General features: G+C 60.4%; 16 protein-coding genes. 8 read left to right on the top strand and 8 right to left on the bottom strand.

What is annotated here, in order from left to right; all coding sequences use genetic code 11:
• Window positions 1-70: 70 nt before the first annotated feature.
• Window positions 71-1,090, bottom strand: coding sequence for a quinone-dependent dihydroorotate dehydrogenase (locus tag AC3IX1_RS09225; protein ID WP_008048626.1), 1,020 nt, complete (start codon window positions 1,088-1,090; stop codon window positions 71-73).
• Between the two features lie 228 nt (window positions 1,091-1,318).
• On the opposite strand from AC3IX1_RS09225, the gene AC3IX1_RS09220 reads away from it, so the two are divergent.
• From AC3IX1_RS09220 to cobA, 8 genes are all read left to right on the top strand, one after another.
• Entirely contained in the window at window positions 1,319-2,530 is a 1,212-nt protein-coding gene (locus tag AC3IX1_RS09220; protein WP_489387924.1) for a CmpA/NrtA family ABC transporter substrate-binding protein, read from the top strand.
• A 15-nt stretch (window positions 2,531-2,545) separates the two neighbouring features.
• A complete protein-coding gene (locus AC3IX1_RS09215) occupies window positions 2,546-3,121 on the top strand; it encodes an ANTAR domain-containing response regulator (protein ID WP_008048624.1) in 576 nt (191 codons plus the stop codon).
• Window positions 3,122-3,362: 241 nt separating this feature from the next.
• Complete coding sequence (locus AC3IX1_RS09210) at window positions 3,363-4,574, top strand: nitrate/nitrite transporter (RefSeq protein ID WP_489387923.1); 1,212 nt, start codon at window positions 3,363-3,365, stop codon at window positions 4,572-4,574.
• A 7-nt stretch (window positions 4,575-4,581) separates the two neighbouring features.
• Window positions 4,582-6,249 carry a bifunctional protein-serine/threonine kinase/phosphatase gene (locus AC3IX1_RS09205; RefSeq protein WP_489387922.1) on the top strand — a complete coding sequence of 556 codons (1,668 nt, stop codon included), beginning with the start codon at window positions 4,582-4,584 and terminating at the stop codon, window positions 6,247-6,249.
• A gap of 290 nt (window positions 6,250-6,539) precedes the next feature.
• Window positions 6,540-8,993, top strand: coding sequence for a nitrite reductase large subunit NirB (nirB, locus tag AC3IX1_RS09200; protein WP_489387921.1), 2,454 nt, complete (start codon window positions 6,540-6,542; stop codon window positions 8,991-8,993).
• Entirely contained in the window at window positions 8,990-9,307 is a 318-nt protein-coding gene (gene nirD, locus AC3IX1_RS09195) for a nitrite reductase small subunit NirD (RefSeq protein ID WP_046042889.1), read from the top strand. Before nirB ends, nirD begins: the two co-directional genes overlap by 4 nt.
• Window positions 9,307-12,024 carry a nitrate reductase gene (locus AC3IX1_RS09190; protein ID WP_489387920.1) on the top strand — a complete coding sequence of 906 codons (2,718 nt, stop codon included), beginning with the start codon at window positions 9,307-9,309 and terminating at the stop codon, window positions 12,022-12,024. Before nirD ends, AC3IX1_RS09190 begins: the two co-directional genes overlap by 1 nt.
• A gap of 10 nt (window positions 12,025-12,034) precedes the next feature.
• Window positions 12,035-12,799 carry a uroporphyrinogen-III C-methyltransferase gene (cobA, locus tag AC3IX1_RS09185; protein WP_489387919.1) on the top strand — a complete coding sequence of 255 codons (765 nt, stop codon included), beginning with the start codon at window positions 12,035-12,037 and terminating at the stop codon, window positions 12,797-12,799.
• 73 nt (window positions 12,800-12,872) lie between these two features.
• Here the strand turns inward: cobA and AC3IX1_RS09180 are convergent, their stop codons facing one another.
• The 7 genes from AC3IX1_RS09180 to AC3IX1_RS09150 form a co-directional block, all read right to left on the bottom strand.
• Window positions 12,873-13,904, bottom strand: coding sequence for an OmpA family protein (locus AC3IX1_RS09180; protein ID WP_489387918.1), 1,032 nt, complete (start codon window positions 13,902-13,904; stop codon window positions 12,873-12,875).
• Between the two features lie 107 nt (window positions 13,905-14,011).
• Complete coding sequence (sigX, locus tag AC3IX1_RS09175; RefSeq protein ID WP_095945166.1) at window positions 14,012-14,602, bottom strand: RNA polymerase sigma factor SigX; 591 nt, start codon at window positions 14,600-14,602, stop codon at window positions 14,012-14,014.
• 90 nt (window positions 14,603-14,692) lie between these two features.
• Window positions 14,693-15,517: a mechanosensitive ion channel family protein gene (locus AC3IX1_RS09170; protein ID WP_008048604.1), complete on the bottom strand. Its 825-nt coding sequence runs from the start codon at window positions 15,515-15,517 to the stop codon at window positions 14,693-14,695.
• 2 nt (window positions 15,518-15,519) lie between these two features.
• Window positions 15,520-15,768 (bottom strand): CrfX protein, encoded by a 249-nt coding sequence (locus AC3IX1_RS09165; RefSeq protein WP_489387917.1) that lies wholly within the window; start codon window positions 15,766-15,768, stop codon window positions 15,520-15,522.
• A 62-nt stretch (window positions 15,769-15,830) separates the two neighbouring features.
• The gene (locus AC3IX1_RS09160) at window positions 15,831-16,826 is read right to left on the bottom strand and encodes a zinc transporter ZntB (protein ID WP_489387916.1); all 996 of its coding nucleotides are present in this window, start codon (window positions 16,824-16,826) and stop codon (window positions 15,831-15,833) included.
• Window positions 16,827-16,852: 26 nt separating this feature from the next.
• Window positions 16,853-17,341 (bottom strand): ribonuclease E activity regulator RraA, encoded by a 489-nt coding sequence (gene rraA / locus AC3IX1_RS09155; RefSeq protein ID WP_177318800.1) that lies wholly within the window; start codon window positions 17,339-17,341, stop codon window positions 16,853-16,855.
• 141 nt (window positions 17,342-17,482) lie between these two features.
• Window positions 17,483-18,472, bottom strand: a complete 990-nt coding sequence (locus tag AC3IX1_RS09150) for an alpha/beta fold hydrolase (RefSeq protein ID WP_489387915.1) — start codon at window positions 18,470-18,472, stop codon at window positions 17,483-17,485.
• Window positions 18,473-18,562: the final 90 nt, after the last annotated feature.

The raw sequence follows: 18,562 nt of genomic DNA, 5'->3' as shown, positions 1-18,562 counted from the left end.
TTCGGTTTTAGGGCTGCTTCGCAGCCCAACGGGGGCAAGCCCCCTCGCCACAAAAGCCCCCAAGCAACCTTTAGCGAAGCGCTGCGATTGCGTCTACCGACTCGCGAATCAGCGCCGGGCCTTTGTAGATGAAGCCCGAGTAGATCTGCACCAGGCTCGCGCCTGCGGCGATTTTCTCCGCTGCGTGCTTGCCTTCGGTAATGCCACCCGCCGCAATGATCGGCAAACGTCCGCCCAGCTCCGACGCCAGCACTTGCACGGTGTGGGTGCTCTTGTCACGAACCGGTGCGCCGGACAGGCCACCGGCTTCTTCGCCGTGCTCCATGCCTTCGACGCCTACGCGGCTCAGGGTGGTGTTGGTGGCGATGACGGCATCCATCCCGGTTTCGATCAGCGCTTGCGCAACTTGTGCGGTTTCTTCGTCGCTCATGTCCGGCGCGATCTTGATCGCCAGCGGTACATGTTTGCCATGACGCAATGCCAGTTCTGCGCGACGCTCGGCCAGATCGGCCAGCAACTGCTTGAGCGAGTCGCCGAATTGCAGGCTACGCAGGCCCGGTGTATTCGGCGAACTGACGTTGACCGTCACATAGCTGGCGTGGGCGTAGACCTTGTCCAGGCAGATCAGGTAGTCGTCCACGGCACGCTCGACCGGCGTATCGAAGTTCTTGCCGATGTTGATGCCCAGCACGCCTTTGTACTTGGCCGCCGCCACACGGGCCAGCAGGTGATCGACGCCGAGGTTGTTGAAGCCCATGCGGTTGATGATCGCCTCGGCTTCCGGCAAACGGAACAGGCGCGGCTTCGGGTTGCCCGGTTGCGGGCGCGGCGTGATGGTGCCGATTTCGACAAAACCGAAACCCAGTTGGGCGAAACCATCGATGGCCGCGCCGTTCTTGTCCAGGCCGGCGGCCAACCCCACCGGATTCGGGAAGTCCAGGCCCATGACATTCACCGGCAGCTTCGCCGGGGCCTTGCACAGCAAGCCGTTGAGCCCAAGACGCCCGCCCGCGCCGATCAGGTCCAGGGACAGATCGTGGGAGGTTTCCGGGGAGAGTTTGAACAACAGCTGACGGGCCAGGGTGTACATGGGCGGATTTGACTCGATTGGCGGCGAATTGAGGTGGCGATTATAGCCGGGCAACAGGGTGGCAAGCGAGGCGCGTGATCAAATCAACGGATAATGGCATATGCCTTGCACCACTCTGGGCACCAGCACCCATGCCAACGAACGAATGTGTGCAAAGACAATGGCGTCGTCCCCGGCCTGCTCATGCAAGAACTCGGGACGACGTTTTTTTTGCAAGGTGAACACGCGATGAACGAACCGTCAGCCGGCCCTCTGGCCTGGGTCAATGGCAGCGATGCCCCGGAAAAAACCGAAATCAATCTCGGCTTCATGGCCCTGAGCGACTGCGCCTCGGTGGTGGTCGCCGCCACCCAGGGCTTCGCCCAGCCCCACGGCTTGACCCTGAACCTCAAGCGCCAATCGTCCTGGGCCAACCTGCGGGACAAACTGGTCAGCGGCGAACTCGATGCCGCCCACAGCCTCTATGGCCTGATTTACGCCGTTCACCTGGGCATCGGTGGCGTGGCCGCGACCGACATGGCCGTGCTGATGGGCCTGAATCAGAACGGCCAGAGCATCAACCTGTCCCGCGGCTTGCAGGCGCTTGGAGTGACCAGTCCTGAAGCACTGGATCGGCACGTGCACCAAACTCGCTCAAAACTCACCTTCGCCCAGACGTTTCCCACCGGCACCCACGCCATGTGGTTGTATTACTGGCTCGCCAGCCAGGGCATTCACCCGCTGCTGGATGTCGACAGCGTGGTGGTGCCTCCACCGCAAATGGTCGCGCACCTGCGGGCCGGGCGTATCGACGGCTTCTGCGTTGGCGAACCCTGGTCCGCCAGCGCCGTGCAACAGGACCTTGGCTTCACCTTGGCCACGTCCCAGACCATCTGGCCCGATCATCCGGAAAAGGTCCTCGGCTGCACCCGTGCGTTCGTCGAGCAATACCCCAATACCGCCCGGGTGTTGGTGATGGCGGTTCTGGAAGCCAGCCGTTTCATCGAAGAAAGCACCGAGAATCGCCGCAGTACCGCACAATTGCTCAGTGCCGCGCAGTACCTTGATGCGCCACTGGACTGCATCGAACCGCGCCTGCTGGGCGAATACGCCGACGGCCTTGGCCATCACTGGCAAGACCCGCACGCGCTGCGCTTGCACGGGGATGGCGAGGTCAACCTGCCGTACCTGTCCGACGGCATGTGGTTCATGACCCAGTTCCGTCGCTGGGGCTTGTTGCGCGATGATCCGGACTATCTCGCAGTGGCCCGGCAGGTCCAGCAACTGGATCTCTACCGTGAGGCCGCCCGTGCCGTCGGCGTCGCTTCATCAGCCGAGGAAATGCGCAGCAGTCAATTGATCGACGGCAAAATCTGGGACGGCTCGGACCCGGCCGGTTATGCCCGCAGTTTCAAACTGCACGCCATGAGCGACAGCTCGCACCGATCCGCCAGCCGCTGACAGGAGACCACGAACATGCTGCGTATCCTGCTGATCAACGACACCGCCAAAAAAGTCGGACGCCTGAAGGCCGCCCTGACCGAAGCCGGATTCGAAGTGATCGATGAATCCGGCCTGACCATCGACTTGCCTGAACGCGTCGAAACGGTGCGTCCGGATGTAATTCTGATCGATACCGAGTCACCGGGTCGCGATGTGATGGAGCAAGTGGTGCTGGTGACGCGCGACCAGCCACGACCGATTGTGATGTTCACGGACGAACATGACCCCGATGTGATGCGCCAGGCGATCAAGTCCGGGGTCAGTGCCTACATCGTCGAAGGCATTCACGCACAACGCCTGCAGCCGATTCTCGATGTGGCCATGGCACGCTTCGAAAGCGACCAGGCCTTGCGTGCCCAGCTGCATGCCCGCGACCAGCAGTTGGCCGAGCGCAAGCGCATCGAACTGGCCAAGGGATTGCTGATGAAAATGAAGGACTGCAACGAGGAAGAGGCCTACACACTGATGCGCCGCCAGGCGATGAGCCGCCAGCAGAAGCTGATTCAAGTGGCGGAGCAGATTATTGCCATGAGCGAGTTGCTCGGCTGACCCCGCCCCTCGCCACAAAAGCAGTGTTGGCACAGATCTCGCTAAGTAATCACCACAGGTAACCAACGGCGGTTGCCCCACCTACGACAAAGACGTCGCTCACCTCATTTGCCCTTGGCGGATCGGGTGGCGGCGTTTTTTCGTTTTGGCCCCACAGCACGGGGCCGGTGGTGCGGCCGTATCGGCGCCCCACCTGCAAGCTCATGACTCCTTTCGAGACTCTTCACAGCTGAGGTGCGCAATGAATTCAAGCTTCTGGAAATCCGGCCATACACCCACATTGTTCGCAGCGTTCCTCTATTTCGACCTGAGCTTCATGGTCTGGTACCTGCTCGGTCCTCTGGCGGTACAGATCGCCGCCGACCTGCACCTGACGACGCAGCAACGAGGCCTGGTGGTCGCCACGCCGATTCTGGCCGGGGCGGTGTTGCGCTTCGTGATGGGAATGCTGGCTGATCGCCTGTCGCCAAAAACCGCCGGCCTGATCGGTCAGGTCATCGTGATCTGCGCCCTGTTCGGCGCCTGGAAACTCGGGATCCACAGCTACGAACAAGCCTTGCTGCTGGGCCTGTTCCTCGGCATGGCCGGCGCTTCGTTCGCCGTCGCCCTGCCCCTGGCCTCGCAGTGGTATCCGCCGCAGCATCAAGGCAAGGCCATGGGCATCGCCGGTGCGGGTAACTCGGGCACGGTATTAGCCGCATTGATCGCCCCGGTGCTGGCGGCGGCGTTTGGCTGGAGCAACGTGTTCGGCTTTTCCCTGATTCCGTTGATCCTGACCCTGATCGTCTTCGCCTGGCTGGCCCGCAATGCCCCCGAGCGGCCAAAAGCCAAATCCATGGCCGACTACTTCAAGGCCCTGGGTGATCGTGACAGCTGGTGGTTCATGTTTTTCTACAGCGTGACGTTCGGCGGTTTCATCGGCCTGGCCAGCGCCCTGCCCGGTTATTTCAACGACCAGTACGGCCTGAGCCCGGTGACTGCCGGCTACTACACCGCTGCCTGCGTGTTCGGCGGCAGCCTGATGCGCCCCCTGGGTGGCGCCCTGGCTGACCGGTTCGGCGGCATTCGGACCCTGTTGGCGATGTACACCGTCGCGGCGATTTGCATTGCCGTGGTCGGCTTCAACCTGCCGAGTTCCTACGCCGCACTGGCGCTTTTCGTCTGCACCATGCTCGGTCTGGGTGCAGGCAATGGCGCGGTGTTCCAGTTGGTGCCCCAGCGGTTTCGCCGGGAAATCGGCGTGATGACCGGCCTGATCGGCATGGCCGGCGGCATCGGCGGGTTTGCCCTCGCGGCTGGCATGGGCGCGATCAAGCAGAGCACCGGCAGCTATCAAATGGCACTGTGGTTGTTCGCCAGCCTCGGCGTTCTGGCCTGGTTCGGTCTGCACGGTGTGAAACGTCGCTGGAGAACCACCTGGGGTTCGGCCGCCGTGACGGCTGCGCGGGTCTGACGCCGCGATGAGCCTGCAACTGAGTTTCGCCGAAGCCAGCGCCATCGGTCCTCGCGAGGAAAACCAGGACGCCCTGCGCCTGGTCACGCCGGCTCCGGCGCTGGCCGCGAGCAAGGGCTATCTGTTCGCCATCGCCGACGGTGTCAGCCAGTGCGTCGATGGCGGTCTGGCTGCCCGTTCGACGCTGCAGGCCCTGGCGCTGGATTACTACGCCACACCGGAAACCTGGAGCGTCGCACAGGCACTCGACCGACTGCTGCTGGCGCAGAACCGCTGGTTGCAGGCCAATGGCGGCGGGCAACCGCTGCTGACCACCCTCAGTGCGCTGGTCCTGCGTGGCCGGCGTTTTACCCTGGCCCATGTCGGTGATTGCCGGGTGTATCGCTGGCACGCCGACCAATTGCAGCGAATCAGCGAGGATCACGTATGGGACCAGCCGGGCATGCAGCATGTGCTGAAACGGGCGCTGGGGCTCGATCAACACCTGGTGCTGGATTTTCTCGACGGTGAGTTGCGCCCCGATGAAAGCTTCGTCCTGCTCAGCGACGGCGTCTGGGCTGTCCTGGGGGATACCGCGATTGCCGCGATCCTGCGCGATCAACCGGACTTGCACAGCGCTGCGCAAACTTTGGTCAATGCCGCGCATCTGGCGGGCAGTCAGGACAACGCCAGCGCCCTGCTGGTACGGGTCGATGCCCTGGGCGAAGCGAGCATTGGCGATGCCTTGATGCACTTACAACAATGGCCACTGCCGCCAGCCCTGAAACCGGGCCAGGCGTTCGAGGGCTGGCAGGTCGAGGGGATCGTCGCACAGAGCCAGCAATCGCTACTTTATCGGGTTCGCGACAGTCAGCAACAACCCTGGCTGCTGAAAACCCTGCCGGGGCGCCTGCACGACGATCCCCAGGCCGGGCAAGCGTTACTGTCGGAAGAATGGTTTCTCAAACGCGTGGCTGGTCGACACTTTCCTGAAGTCCATGCCGCCAGCCAGCGTCAGCATTTGTACTATGTGATGCGTGAATATTCGGGCGCTACCCTGGCCCAACGGCATGAACAAAGCGGACCGCTGCCGCTGCCCCAGTGGCAAGACATTGCCGAACGCTTGCTGCGAGCGGTCGGCCTGTTGCATCGAAGGCAGATCCTGCATCGCGATATCAAACCGGAAAACCTGCTGCTGGGGGACGATGGCGAGTTGCGCCTGCTGGATTTCGGCCTGGCCTACTGCCCGGGTCTCTCGCAAGATCTGCCCTGGGCGCTGCCGGGTACACCCAGCTACATCGCGCCAGAAGCCTTTCGCGGCGAAGTACCGACACCACAGCAGGACTTGTACGCCGTCGGTGTAACCCTGTATTTCCTGCTCACCGGGCACTATCCCTATGGCGAAATCGAAGCGTTCCAGCGCCCGAGGTTTGGCCTCCCGGTCAATGCCAGCCGTTACCGGCCCGACCTGCCGGACTGGATCGCCCATAACCTGGAACGCGCCGTGGCGGCGGCCCCCGACCAGCGTTTCGAAACGGCGGAAGAATGGCTGCTGCTGATGGAACAGGGCGAACGCCGCAGTTTGAGCGTACGCCCCAGGCCCTTGCTGGAGCGCGAGCCGCTGAAGGTCTGGCGGACATTGGCGCTGGTATCGTTGCTGCTGAATCTGGTGCTGCTGGTGGTTGCGCTCCATTAGCGGGCAAAGCGCCTTGAATCGGTGCGCTCCCTCACGGTTCTGCCCTTGTGAACGAAAAAAAAGCCAACAAACACGGGTTTTGAGCGACTTGGCATAACCACTGCATTACCTCTTGCAACAGACATACAGCGCAGGCTTCAACGACGAAGGTTGCACTTCCCGAGAGAACGGGACCAGGACAAAGGCGTCCTCGCTAGGCAACTAGCGGGACGCCTTTTTTTGTTTGCGCAAAATTTGTCGAGCATGGCCTGAACCCTGATGAGGCAGGCCTGAGCTCCCCGGAGAACCTGATGAAAAAACTAAAACTGGTGATGATCGGTAACGGCATGGCCGGGGTCCGGACCCTGGAAGAGCTGCTCAAGCTGAGCACTGAGCTGTATGACATCACGGTCTTCGGCGCCGAACCGCACACCAACTACAACCGCATCCTGTTGTCGCCGGTGCTGGCGGGCGAACAAACCTTCGAAGAGATCGTGCTCAACGACCTGGACTGGTACCTGGAAAACAACATCAAGCTACTGCTCAACCGCAAGGTGGTGGAGATCGACCGGGTCAAGCGCCGGGTCATTGCCGAAGACGGCAGCGAAGCCGAATACGATCGCCTGCTGATCGCCACCGGCTCGACGCCCTTTATCCTGCCCATTCCCGGCAACACCCTTGAGGGCGTGATCGGCTACCGCGACATCGCCGACACCCAGGCGATGATCGACACCGCGAAAACCCACCGGCACGCCGTGGTGATCGGTGGCGGCCTGCTCGGTCTGGAAGCCGCCAACGGCCTGATGCTGCGGGGCATGCACGTGACGGTGGTGCATATCGGCGAGTGGTTGCTGGAACGGCAACTGGACAAGACCAGCGGCCAGCTTCTGCAAAGCGCGCTGGAATCTCGTGGCCTGCACTTTCGCCTGTGCGAGCAGACCCAGGCCTTGCACGACGCGGGCAACGGCCGGGTCGGTTCGGTGCAATTCAAGAACGGTGACATCATCCCCGCCGATCTGGTAGTGATGGCCGCCGGCATTCGCCCCAATACCGAACTGGCGGAGAAATCCGGCATTCCGTGCAGCCGCGGGATTCTGGTCAACGACACACTGCAAACCTACGACCCACGGATCTATGCGATCGGCGAGTGTGCCAGCCACCGCGGCATCGCCTATGGCTTGGTGGCGCCGCTGTTCGAACAGGCCAAAGTCTGCGCCAACCACCTCGCCCAACTGGGTTTTGCCACCTACAAGGGGTCGGTGACCTCGACCAAACTGAAGGTCACCGGTATCGACCTGTTCTCCGCAGGCGACTTCATGGGCGGTGAAGGCACCGAGACCATCACCCTCTCGGACCCGATTGGCGGGGTCTACAAGAAACTGGTGATCAAGGATGACGTGCTGGTCGGCGCCTGCCTGTACGGCGATACGGCAGACGGCGGCTGGTATTTCCGGCAGATCCGTGAGAATCACGCCATCGGCGAGATCCGCGATCATCTGATGTTCGGCGAAGGCGCCCTCGGAGACGTAGGACACCAAGGCCAGGACAAGGCCATGAGCATGGCCGACACGGCCGAAGTCTGCGGCTGCAATGGTGTGTGCAAGGGCACTATCGTCAAAGCCATTCAGGAACACGGGCTGTTCAGTGTCGACGACGTCAAGAAACACACCAAGGCGGCCAGCTCCTGCGGTTCCTGCGCCGGCCTCGTCGAACAGATCCTGATCAACACCGTGGGCGGCGCGGCGGACGTCAAACCGAAAAGCGAAAAAGCCATCTGCGGTTGCAGCGACCTCAATCACGGGCAAATCCGTCAGGCCATCCGCGAGCAGCACCTGCTGACCATCGCCGGCACCATGAGCTACCTGAACTGGCGCACACCCAACGGCTGCGCCACCTGCCGCCCGGCGCTCAACTACTACCTGATTTCCACCTGGCCAGGGGAAGCCAGGGACGATCCGCAATCGCGCCTGATCAACGAACGCGCCCACGCCAACATTCAGAAAGACGGCACCTACTCTGTAGTCCCGCGGATGTGGGGCGGCGTGACCAATCCTTCAGAGCTGCGGCGCATTGCCGACGTCGCCGACAAGTACAACGTACCGATGGTCAAGGTCACCGGTGGCCAGCGCATCGACTTGCTGGGCATTCGCAAGCAAGACCTGCCGGGGGTGTGGAAAGACCTGGACATGCCGTCCGGTCACGCCTATGGCAAATCCATCCGCACGGTGAAAACCTGCGTCGGCAGCGAGTTCTGCCGCTTTGGCACGCAGAACTCCACACAACTTGGCATTGAGCTGGAACATGACCTGTTCAACATGTGGTCGCCGCACAAGGTGAAGCTGGCTGTCTCCGGTTGCCCGCGCAACTGCTCGGAAGCCGGTATCAAGGATGTGGGAATTATCGGTGTGGACTCCGGCTGGGAGATGTACATCGGTGGCAACGGCGGGATCAAGACCGAAGTCGCGGAGTTCTTCGTCAAACTGAAAACCGCCGAAGAAGTGCGCGAATACAACGGTGCATTCCTGCAGCTCTATCGCGAAGAAGCCTTCTACCTCGAACGCACCGTGCACTACCTGCAACGGGTCGGCATGGAACACATCAAGAAAGCCGTGCTGGAAGATCCGGAACGGCGCAAGGCGCTCAACGATCGCCTGCAATTCTCCCTGTCGTTCGAACAGGACCCGTGGAAAGAGCGCCTGGAACAGCCACAGCTGAAAAAAGAATTCGACGTCATCCCCGTGAAAAACCTGGAGGTGCTGGCATGAACTGGCTGGATATCTGCGCACTGGAAGAGATCAATGCCCTGGGCTCGCGGATCATCGCCGGGCCAAAGGGAGACATCGCGATTTTTCGTACCAGCGACGACGAAGTGTTCGCCCTTGACGACCGCTGCCCACACAAGGGCGGCCCGTTGTCCCAAGGTCTGGTCTACGGCAAGCGGGTGGCCTGCCCGTTGCACAACTGGCAAATCGACCTGGAAAGCGGCGAAGCCCTGGCCCCGGATATCGGCTGTGCCCATCACCATCTCGCCCGGGTGGAAAATGGCCGGGTGATGCTGGCCCTGCGGGATGCAGGCTGATGGACCGCCAGATCACTGCGTCCACCTGCTGTTACTGTGGGGTCGGCTGCGGCGTGCTGATCGAGCACGACGGCGAGCGCATCCTCGGCGTCAGCGGTGACCCCGCGCACCCGGCCAATTTCGGCAAACTGTGCAGCAAGGGCTCGACCCTGCACCTGACCGGCGACTTGACGGCGCGGGCGCTGTACCCCGAACTGCGCCTCGGTAAAGGCCTGGCCCGCCACCGCACCGACTGGGACACCGCCCTCGATCACGCCACCAGCGTCTTTGCCGCGACCATTGCCGAACATGGCCCGGACAGCGTCGCGTTCTACATTTCCGGGCAACTGTTGACCGAGGACTACTACGCCTTCAACAAGCTAGCACGTGCCTTGGTAGGCACCAACAACATCGACAGCAATTCGCGCCTGTGCATGTCCTCGGCGGTGGTCGGCTACAAGCGCAGCCTGGGTGCCGACGCCCCGCCCTGCAGCTACGAAGACCTGGAGCTGAGCGATTGCGTGATGATCGTCGGCAGCAACATGGCCTACGCCCACCCGGTGCTGTTTCGCCGGCTGGAAGCCGCCAAATCCCGCCGGCCGCAGATGAAGGTCATCGTCATTGACCCACGTCGCACAGACACCTGCGATCTGGCTGACCTGCACCTGGCGATCTTGCCGGGCACCGATGTCGCCCTGTCCCATGGGATTTTGCATCTGCTGCTGTGGGAAGACTGGATCGATCGTGACTTCATCCGCGACCACACCGAAGGCCTGGCTGAACTGAAAAACCTGGTGCGTGACTACACACCGCAAATGGTTTCGCAGCTCTGCGGTATCAGCCTCGGGCAATTGCAGCAGTGTGCCGAGTGGGTCGGCACGTCACCGAGCTTTCTGTCGCTGTGGTGCATGGGGCTTAACCAGTCCACTGCCGGCAGCGCGAAAAACAGTGCATTGATCAATCTGCACCTGGCCACCGGGCAGATCGGTCGTCCCGGCGCCGGACCTTTCTCCCTCACCGGTCAGCCAAATGCCATGGGCGGGCGGGAAACCGGCAGTTTGTCCAACCTGCTGCCCGGCCATCGTGACGCCGCCAATGCGCAACACCGTGCGCAAGTGGCGTCCTACTGGGGCGTCGAGCAGCTACCGGAAAATCCCGGACTCACCGCGATCGAGCTGTTCGAGCAAGTGCGCAACGGCAAGATCAAGGCATTGTGGATCGCCTGTACCAACCCCGCGCAATCCATGCCAGACCAGACAGCCGTGCGCGCAGCTCTGCAAGCCTGCCCGTTCGTGGTGTTGCAGGAAGCCTTCAGCACCACTGAAACCGCGAAGTTCGCCGACCTTCTGCTGCCCGCCGCCAGTTGGGGGGAAAAGGAAGGTTGCGTGACCAACTCCGAGCGACGCATTTCCCACGTACGCCAGGCAATCGTCGCACCGGGTGAGGCGCGGCCGGACTGGGCAATCACCGTAGATTTTGCACAACGCCTGGAAAAACACCTGCGCCCCGGCCAAACCAGCCTGTTTGAATTTGACAATCCCGCTCAGGTCTTTGACGAATACAAACAACTGACTCAAGGTCGCGATCTGGATCTGTCCGGTATCAGCCATGCACTGATCGATCGTCTCGGCCCGCAGCAGTGGCCCTTCCCTGCGGGTGCCATTGAAGGCACGGCCCGGCTGTACGTCGACGGGATATTTGCCACTGCCAATGGGCGCGCACAGTTCGTAGCCGATCCGTACCGCGCCGCCAAAGAGCAACGCGATGCACGCTTCCCGCTGACCCTGATCACCGGCCGCCTGCGCGATCAATGGCACGGCATGAGCCGCACCGGCACCGCCGCGCAGTTGTTCGGCCATGTCAACGAAGCGGAGTTGAGCCTGCACCCGGACGAACTGCGCCGCCATCGCCTGCAGCCGGGGGATCTGGTCAGCTTGAAAAGCCGACGCGGCGCAATCGTCGTCGCGGTTGCCAGCGATGACAGCGTGCGCCCGGGCCAGGCCTTTTTGCCGATGCATTGGGGCGACCGTTTTCTCAAGGGCGGGGTGAACAGCCTCACCCTGCCCGCGTTCGATCCTTTGTCGAAACAGCCCGAACTTAAACACAGCGGCGTTCGCCTGGATCCGGTGGATTTGCCCTGGAAACTGTTCGCACTGATCGAGGGCGATGTTCAACGGCATTTTGAGACGCTACGACCGCTCTGTGAGGCGTTTTCCTACGTCAGCCTCAGCCTGATTGGTCGTGAGCGCCCTGCCCTGCTTGTACGGGCCGCCAATACTTCAGCACCTTCGGCAGAACTGCTAAGCGAAATCGATAAAAACCTGGCGCTCGATGACGGCCCGGTGCTGGCTTACGACGACCCTCGACGGGCCATTGGCAAGCGCGTGCGGATCGAAAATGGCCGGATCACTGCCATTCGACTGGCCGGTGAAACCCTTGCCCAGCACTGGTTGCAGGGGCTGTGGCTCGAAGGTCGCGCGGACCAGCAACTGCGGCGCTGGCTGCTTGCACCGCTGAGCGCACCACCGGGCAGCCTCGACGCGCCCGTCAACGCGAACAAGATCCTGTGCAATTGCAAAAACGTCGGCCAGAACGCGATCTGCGCCGGCATCAGCCGTGGCCTGGACTTGCAGGGACTCAAGCAAGAACTGGGTTGCGGCACGCAATGCGGGTCCTGCGTTCCGGAAATCAAACGCCTGCTGGCTGCCACGGCGCAGCCAGTCACCGTCTTCTCGTGAGGAAAACACTATGAGTGCAAAAGTCTGGCTGGTAGGTGCGGGCCCGGGTGATCCGGAGTTGCTCACGTTGAAAGCGGTACGCGCCTTGCGCGAGGCAGATGTGGTGCTGATCGATGACCTGGTCAATGTCGCGGTACTCGAGCATTGCCCCGGGGCGCGGATCATCCCGGTGGGCAAGCGCGGCGGCTGCCGCTCCACCCCGCAAGCGTTCATCCATCGCCTGATGCTTCGTTATGCCCGGCAGGGTAAATGCGTGGCGCGGCTCAAGGGCGGCGATCCGTGCATTTTCGGCCGCGGCGGTGAAGAGGCGCAGTGGCTGCGTGAGCGCGGGGTCGAAGCCGAGTTGGTCAACGGCATCACTGCCGGGCTGGCGGGGGCAACCCAATGCGATATTCCGTTGACTTTGCGCGGTGTAGCCCGTGGTGTCACGCTGGTCACCGCACACACCCAGGACGACAGCCAATTGAACTGGCAGGCACTGGCCCAAGGCGGAACGACGTTGGTGATTTACATGGGAGTGGCCAAGCTCGGTGAAATCCGTGAGCAGCTATTGGTCGGCGGCATGGCGCCGGATACACCGGTGGCCATGATTGAAAACGCCTCTTTGCCCCATCAACGAGAATGTCGGAGCACTCTCACAGACATGGATGAAGCTGCCTACAGATTCCAACTGAAAAGCCCTGCCATACTGGTGATCGGTGCAGTGGCAGCCTGTGCAACTCAATCGCTGTGGGAGCGTGAATTGCCTGTAATGGCGGCAGATCAGTCAGCTTAGTTTCATCTGTTTCACCAAATCGCAGACAAAGAAAAGCCCGGCCTGAGCCGGGCTTTTCAGAGCTGCGAGCTAATTACTTAGCTTGAGCTTCAACCTGCGCTTCTACGCGACGGTTAACTGCACGACCAGCGTCAGTTTTGTTGTCAGCAACTGGGCGGGATTCGCCGTAGCCAACGGACTGAACGCGGGACGACTCAACACCGTACTGGTTGGTCAGAACTTGCTTAACGGCGCTTGCACGACGCTCGGACAGTTTCTGGTTGTAAGCGTCAGGACCGACGGAGTCAGTGTGACCTTCAACAGTAGTGGTGGTGGATGGGTACTGCTTCATGAAGTCAGCCAGGTTCTTGATGTCGCCGTAGCTGTTTGGCTTGACTGCCGCCTTGTCGAAGTCGAACTTCACGTCCAGCTCTACACGAACGACTTCAGCAACAGCTGGGCAGCCATCAGCGTCAACAGTTACGTTGGCCGGGGTGTCCGGGCACTTGTCAACGTTGTCGCAAACGCCATCGTTGTCGCTGTCGGAGCAAACTTCCGGAGCTGGAACTGGAGCAGCAGCAGGCTTGCTGCCGCCACCGAAGTTCACACCGATACCGACGCTAGGAGCCCACTCGGTGTTGCCCTGGTCGATGTTGTACTGAGCTTCAACGCCAGCACGGGCATAGAAGTTGTCGGTGAAGTACAGCTTGGCACCGCCGCCAACGTTGGCGAAGGTGGAACGGTTACGACCGTTCGAACCGTTCTGGTCGATGCTCTGGTCGGAGAAACCGCCCGAGACGTAAGGACGCAGCATGTCGCCTGGGTTGTTGAAGTGGTACAGAGCGTCCAGAGCGGTGTTCGCGCCCTTAACGTTCTTGCCGTCGTTTGCACGGGCGTTGTGCACTTCGTCGTAGGCCAGACGCAGTTCAACGTCGTCAGTCAGGAAGTAACCGATAGAACCACCCGGCAGGATGCCGTCGTTCTTGAAGTTACGGTCGCTATCGAAATATTGCTTCTTTGCGTAGCCTTCGATTTCAACTGCGCCTTGGCCTTGTGCCAATGCGCCGAACGAAGTAGCGGCAATAAGAGTACCAATGGCCAAGCCCAAGGTGTTTTTCAGTTTCATCCGTTAAATCCCCATCTGGTGATTGTGAAGCAGTCCCGCAAACCGGGGGACAACTCGGCGGCAAGTCTAACAGAACTTGCCTACACGTAAGAGATATTTGCGCTGAACTAAGTTTCAGCAATGCCTGCAAATTTCTCACGCAATTTATCTAGAGCGCGTTTGTACCGCATTTTTGTTGCGCTCAAACCCATATGCATGATGTCTGCGATCTCCTGAAACTCCAGCTCTGCGACAAATCGTAGCACCAGAATTTCCCGGTCAATCGGGTTCACATACACCAACCAGCGATCAAGTCCACCCTTTTCCTCAGGTTTCGGCGTCTTTTCTTCTGACGCTTCCTCGAGAGGGTCAAGACTCAATGCGTCCATCAAGCGACGCTTTCGCCGTTCCTTTCGATATTGTGTAATGCACTCGTTGTACGTGATGCTATATAGCCATGTCTTGAACTTCGATTTACCTTCGAAGTTCTTCAGGCCATACAGCACCTTCAACATGACCTCCTGACAGACATCGTCTGCGTCGCGATCGTTCCCGAGATATCGTGCACACACATTAAATAGTGTTCGTTGGTAACGCCGCATCAGTTCTTCATAGGCGCGTGTTACGTGAAACAGCTCGGAATGCGAGCGCGCGACCAACTCCTCATCAGAGAGCTCGCGGGGGTCGTAGCGCATGGATAACGATTGGGCTTTATTCAAAACAAGTCGGGCCGACAGTCAGGTCAATGTCCGCCGCAGCCAGCATCAGCAGGCATTTTGCGGCGGCATACATTAGCAGGGTTTGCCGGGTTAGCGGCTACTCACGTGCTGCTCAAGGAGGATCCGATTGGAAAGAGAGACTAGCTCACCCTCATCGGTCAGCAATGTGGTTTTAACCGTGCCGATCTCTTCAATCTGGCCTTCGACCTCGCCAACACGCACTTGTTGCCCAACCTGGTACAGCTCACGCACGTAGATTCCCGCAAGAATCTGGCCGGCAATTTCCCGGCTTCCCAACCCCATGGCCAGCGCTACCGCCAGACCAACGGTTATCAACACAATCACGATCACATGGTTCAGCAGGTCAGTCTTGACCTCCAACTGGCTGATCGCAACCGAGATACTGATGATGATCACCAGACCCTGGGCAATCCGCCCAAGCCCTGAAGCATAGTCCAGACCCACGCCTTCTGCCGCTCCGCGCACCAGCCCGTTGGCCAGTTGCGCCAGCAAGACCCCTACCAGCAACACCAGCGCCGCGCCGAATACCTTCGGCAAATACAGCGCAAGCATGTCCAGCGTAGCTGAAACTCGCTCAAGACCAAGGGATTCTGCGGCAGAAACCAGAAAAATCAGCAGAACGAACCAATAGACGATCTTGCCGATCAGGGTCGAAATAGGCACTTGCAACCCGGCGCGGGACAGCAATTTGGTCAGGCCGGTGCCACCCATCAAGCGATCAAGGCCCAGTTTGGCGAGCAACTTCGAGAGCAAGGTGTCCAGCAGTTTGGCCACGACAAAACCCAACAGCAGCACAACCAGTGCGCCGAACAGGTTCGGAATGAAGTTCGCAACCTTGGTCCACAACGCAGTCATTGCAGTGACGAGGCTCTGAGTCCAGAGATCAAGTTCCATATTCAATCAGCCTTATCAGCAGTGCGGGCAGCAGGTTTACGAAGACGGGATACCGGCGCGACATGGGCCGATCCGCTATTCAGGGCGATCATCAGTGCGGGCAACCAGCGCCCCAGCAGGCTGAACAGATCACCGGCGCCGACCTGGCGGTTGGCGGTTTTCAGCACACGCCCCAGGCACGCATCGTCGTCCCGGGTGGACGGTGAGGCGTTGAGCATGTCGCGTAAAGACTGTTCAAACGGATCGTGCATACGCACCTCTCGTGATGTCTGTGGGAGACGCGGTCAGTTTTGCTCGGGTCACATGGTTTCCCTCAGACCCAGCGCAAACGTCGGAACAACCACCACTGCCCCAGCGCCACCGAGACCATCATCAGGCAGGCGATCAGAAAGCCGTAAGGGCTGGAAGAGAACGGAATTCCACCGACGTTGATCCCCAAAAGCCCGGCCAGAAAACTCATCGGCAAAAAGATCCCGGTGATGATCCCGAAGCGATACATCGTGCGGTTCATGCGCACGCTCAGGCGACGATCCTCAGCCTCCAGGACCAGCCCCACCCGCTCCCGGGTCAATTCCAGCTCTTCCAGGTAGCGGGTCAGGCTGTTGTTCAATTCGTTCCAGTAATCGCCGTCGTCCTCGACGAACCAGGGCAATTTGATCCGCGTCAGTTGACCGAAAATGTCCCGCTGCGGAGCGAGAAAGCGCTTCAACGCAGCCGCCCGGCGACGAATCTGCAAAACCGATCCGTGCTCAGGAGTATACCGTTCGTCGGCATCCAGCTTTTCTTCTTCCTCATCGACCACTTCCGAGAGACAGCTGACCAGATCCTGCACCTTGTTGGTGAGGTACTGCGCCATGCAAAGGATGAGTTCGGAGGCGGTTTTCGGCCCTTTGCCCTCGGACAGTTGCACCAGCAACTCATCAGTGGCACGCAACGGACGCAAACGCAGGGAAATGACACGCTGGGCAGAGCCGAAGATCCGCACAGACACCATGTCTTCCGGCTCGGCACCGGGGTTCAGATTGACCCCGCGCAAAAATAGCAGCAGTTCGCTGTCGGAAAGCTGTAAAAGTCGCGGACGGGTGTTTTCTTCAAGTAACAGGTCACAGCTGAATTCGCTCAGACCGCTGGACTTGCGTAACCAGGTCCGGGTTTGCGGATGACTGCGATCCCAGTGCAGCCACAGGCTTTCATGGGCCTGCAGCTGCAAGTCATCGAGTTCAGTCCGGGCAATCGAACGCGCACCGCCTTTACCGTCCAGCACCAGGGCATGCACCAGCCCCCATTGCGCGTTTTCTTCCTCGAACATCCGCACTCCTTTGGTCGACCAGCGCTTTATTCAGGCATTTTCAGCGGGCTGGGCGAGATGATCACGCCGTTGTTGTCCGCATAGATGTAATGGCCCGGGTGGAATGTCACGCCAGCGAAGGTCACGGCAACGTTGAGATCGCCGAGCCCGCGCCTGTCGGATTTCCTCGGGTGGCTGGCAAGGGCCTGAACGCCCAGATCGGTCTGTGCGATGATATCGACGTCACGGATGCAACCGTAGATTACCAGCCCTTCCCAACCGTTTTTCGCGGCTTTCTCGGCCAGCATGTCACCCAGCAACGCATGGCGCAGGGAACCGCCACCGTCTACCACCAGCACTTTGCCATCCCCCTTGAGCTCGACTTGCTCCTTGACCCGCGAGTTGTCTTCGAAGCACTTGATGGTCACGATTTCGCCACCAAAGGAATCACGGCCGCCGAAATTGCTGAACATCGGCTCCAGCACCTGCACCAGTTCCGGATAGGCGTCGCACAGGTCAGGCGTGAGGTAATGGATCATCGAGAAACTCCTGTTAAAGAGGAAGACTGCACGAACATCAGTGATGACTCAGTCACGGAAAGTGACCAGAACAGCTCAATGCGTCATATCTTAGCCGCAAGCCGATCAGAGCGAAATGCCCTTGTTAGAGCGTCAGGCTCAAATCGCCGCGGACAAATCCCGTTGCCCTCCCAACAACGGTGCCTGCTGATCCGCCAGCCAGCGGGTTACCAAAGGCCAGACTTCGGTCTGGGCAGGCTTGCTGACAAGCATTTCAACATGGCCGAAATTATCGGCAAAACCTTGATCACGACCCAGATTGATAAATTGCTTGTGCTCGGAACCGAACTGTTCGAACAGTTTGCGACAAGCCCACGCAGGATCCTGATGATCACCCGCAGCGCTCACGGCGAGCACCGGCAACTTGATCTCGGCCAATCCGTCCCACCAGTTTTTGTCGGCATCGCCGAAGCGCCCGAACAGGCCGAACCAACGCATGCTTTCCAGGGCCAGGCCAATTGGCTCGTCCTCGGGACCGCGCTTGAGCCTTGAGCCGGACAACTGGGCAAAACGCTTGAGAATGAAACGACTGCTCCACTCCACGGGCGGAATCTTCAAGGGCCAGTAAGTGCGGCTGACCTGGGTGCCAAAAAACGCCGCCGAGGCCACGACCGGCTCACCGATGTACTCGCCACCCAGCGCCGCCGCCAGGGTAATACCGCCCAGCGAGTGACCGATCCAGTGCGGCACCTGCCCGCTCTGCTCACGCACGAACGCGCCAATGGCCGGCAGGTCATAACGTGCGTAGTCGGCGACACGGTTCTTGCGGTAGTCGTGGTTACGTTGGGACAAGCCGTGACCGCGCATTTCCGGAATCCAGACGTCGAACCCCTGGCGGGCCAGGTAAGCGCCCAACCCCAGGCCCTTGGGGGAAAACCAGAAACGGCGATTGGAAAAGCTGCCGTGCAGCAGGATCACCGGCACGCCACGGGAGGACGACTCATCGGCCATGCCAAGGCGTGTCACAGCCAGTTCGACAGTGAAGTCGGGGCTGTTACCGGGTTTCAAACGATAGACATCTTCGCTCAGATCGCCGCGCCGTTCGGCGCTGATCAGGGCGACAGGAAATAGGTTGCTGCTGCTTTGCATAATCTCTTGCACAAAAAAGGGCGGCATCCAGATGGAGCCCGCCCTGCTTGAGTCTCAAAGGCAGCGTTCACCGAACACGCTGCCAGTCAT

The sequence above is a fragment of the Pseudomonas sp. KH_046_2 genome (genome assembly GCF_057838985.1).
This window is presented reverse-complemented; position numbering and strand designations above follow the sequence as displayed.

Coding starts and splice junctions, on each gene's coding strand:
- AC3IX1_RS09225 (WP_008048626.1), bottom strand. CDS start 1,090: ATGTACACCCTGGCCCGTCAGCTGTTGTTCAAACTCTCCCCGGAAACC.
- AC3IX1_RS09220 (WP_489387924.1), top strand. CDS start 1,319: ATGAACGAACCGTCAGCCGGCCCTCTGGCCTGGGTCAATGGCAGCGAT.
- AC3IX1_RS09215 (WP_008048624.1), top strand. CDS start 2,546: ATGCTGCGTATCCTGCTGATCAACGACACCGCCAAAAAAGTCGGACGC.
- AC3IX1_RS09210 (WP_489387923.1), top strand. CDS start 3,363: ATGAATTCAAGCTTCTGGAAATCCGGCCATACACCCACATTGTTCGCA.
- AC3IX1_RS09205 (WP_489387922.1), top strand. CDS start 4,582: ATGAGCCTGCAACTGAGTTTCGCCGAAGCCAGCGCCATCGGTCCTCGC.
- nirB (WP_489387921.1), top strand. CDS start 6,540: ATGAAAAAACTAAAACTGGTGATGATCGGTAACGGCATGGCCGGGGTC.
- nirD (WP_046042889.1), top strand. CDS start 8,990: ATGAACTGGCTGGATATCTGCGCACTGGAAGAGATCAATGCCCTGGGC.
- AC3IX1_RS09190 (WP_489387920.1), top strand. CDS start 9,307: ATGGACCGCCAGATCACTGCGTCCACCTGCTGTTACTGTGGGGTCGGC.
- cobA (WP_489387919.1), top strand. CDS start 12,035: ATGAGTGCAAAAGTCTGGCTGGTAGGTGCGGGCCCGGGTGATCCGGAG.
- AC3IX1_RS09180 (WP_489387918.1), bottom strand. CDS start 13,904: ATGAAACTGAAAAACACCTTGGGCTTGGCCATTGGTACTCTTATTGCC.
- AC3IX1_RS09170 (WP_008048604.1), bottom strand. CDS start 15,517: ATGGAACTTGATCTCTGGACTCAGAGCCTCGTCACTGCAATGACTGCG.
- AC3IX1_RS09165 (WP_489387917.1), bottom strand. CDS start 15,768: ATGCACGATCCGTTTGAACAGTCTTTACGCGACATGCTCAACGCCTCA.
- AC3IX1_RS09160 (WP_489387916.1), bottom strand. CDS start 16,826: ATGTTCGAGGAAGAAAACGCGCAATGGGGGCTGGTGCATGCCCTGGTG.
- AC3IX1_RS09150 (WP_489387915.1), bottom strand. CDS start 18,472: ATGCAAAGCAGCAGCAACCTATTTCCTGTCGCCCTGATCAGCGCCGAA.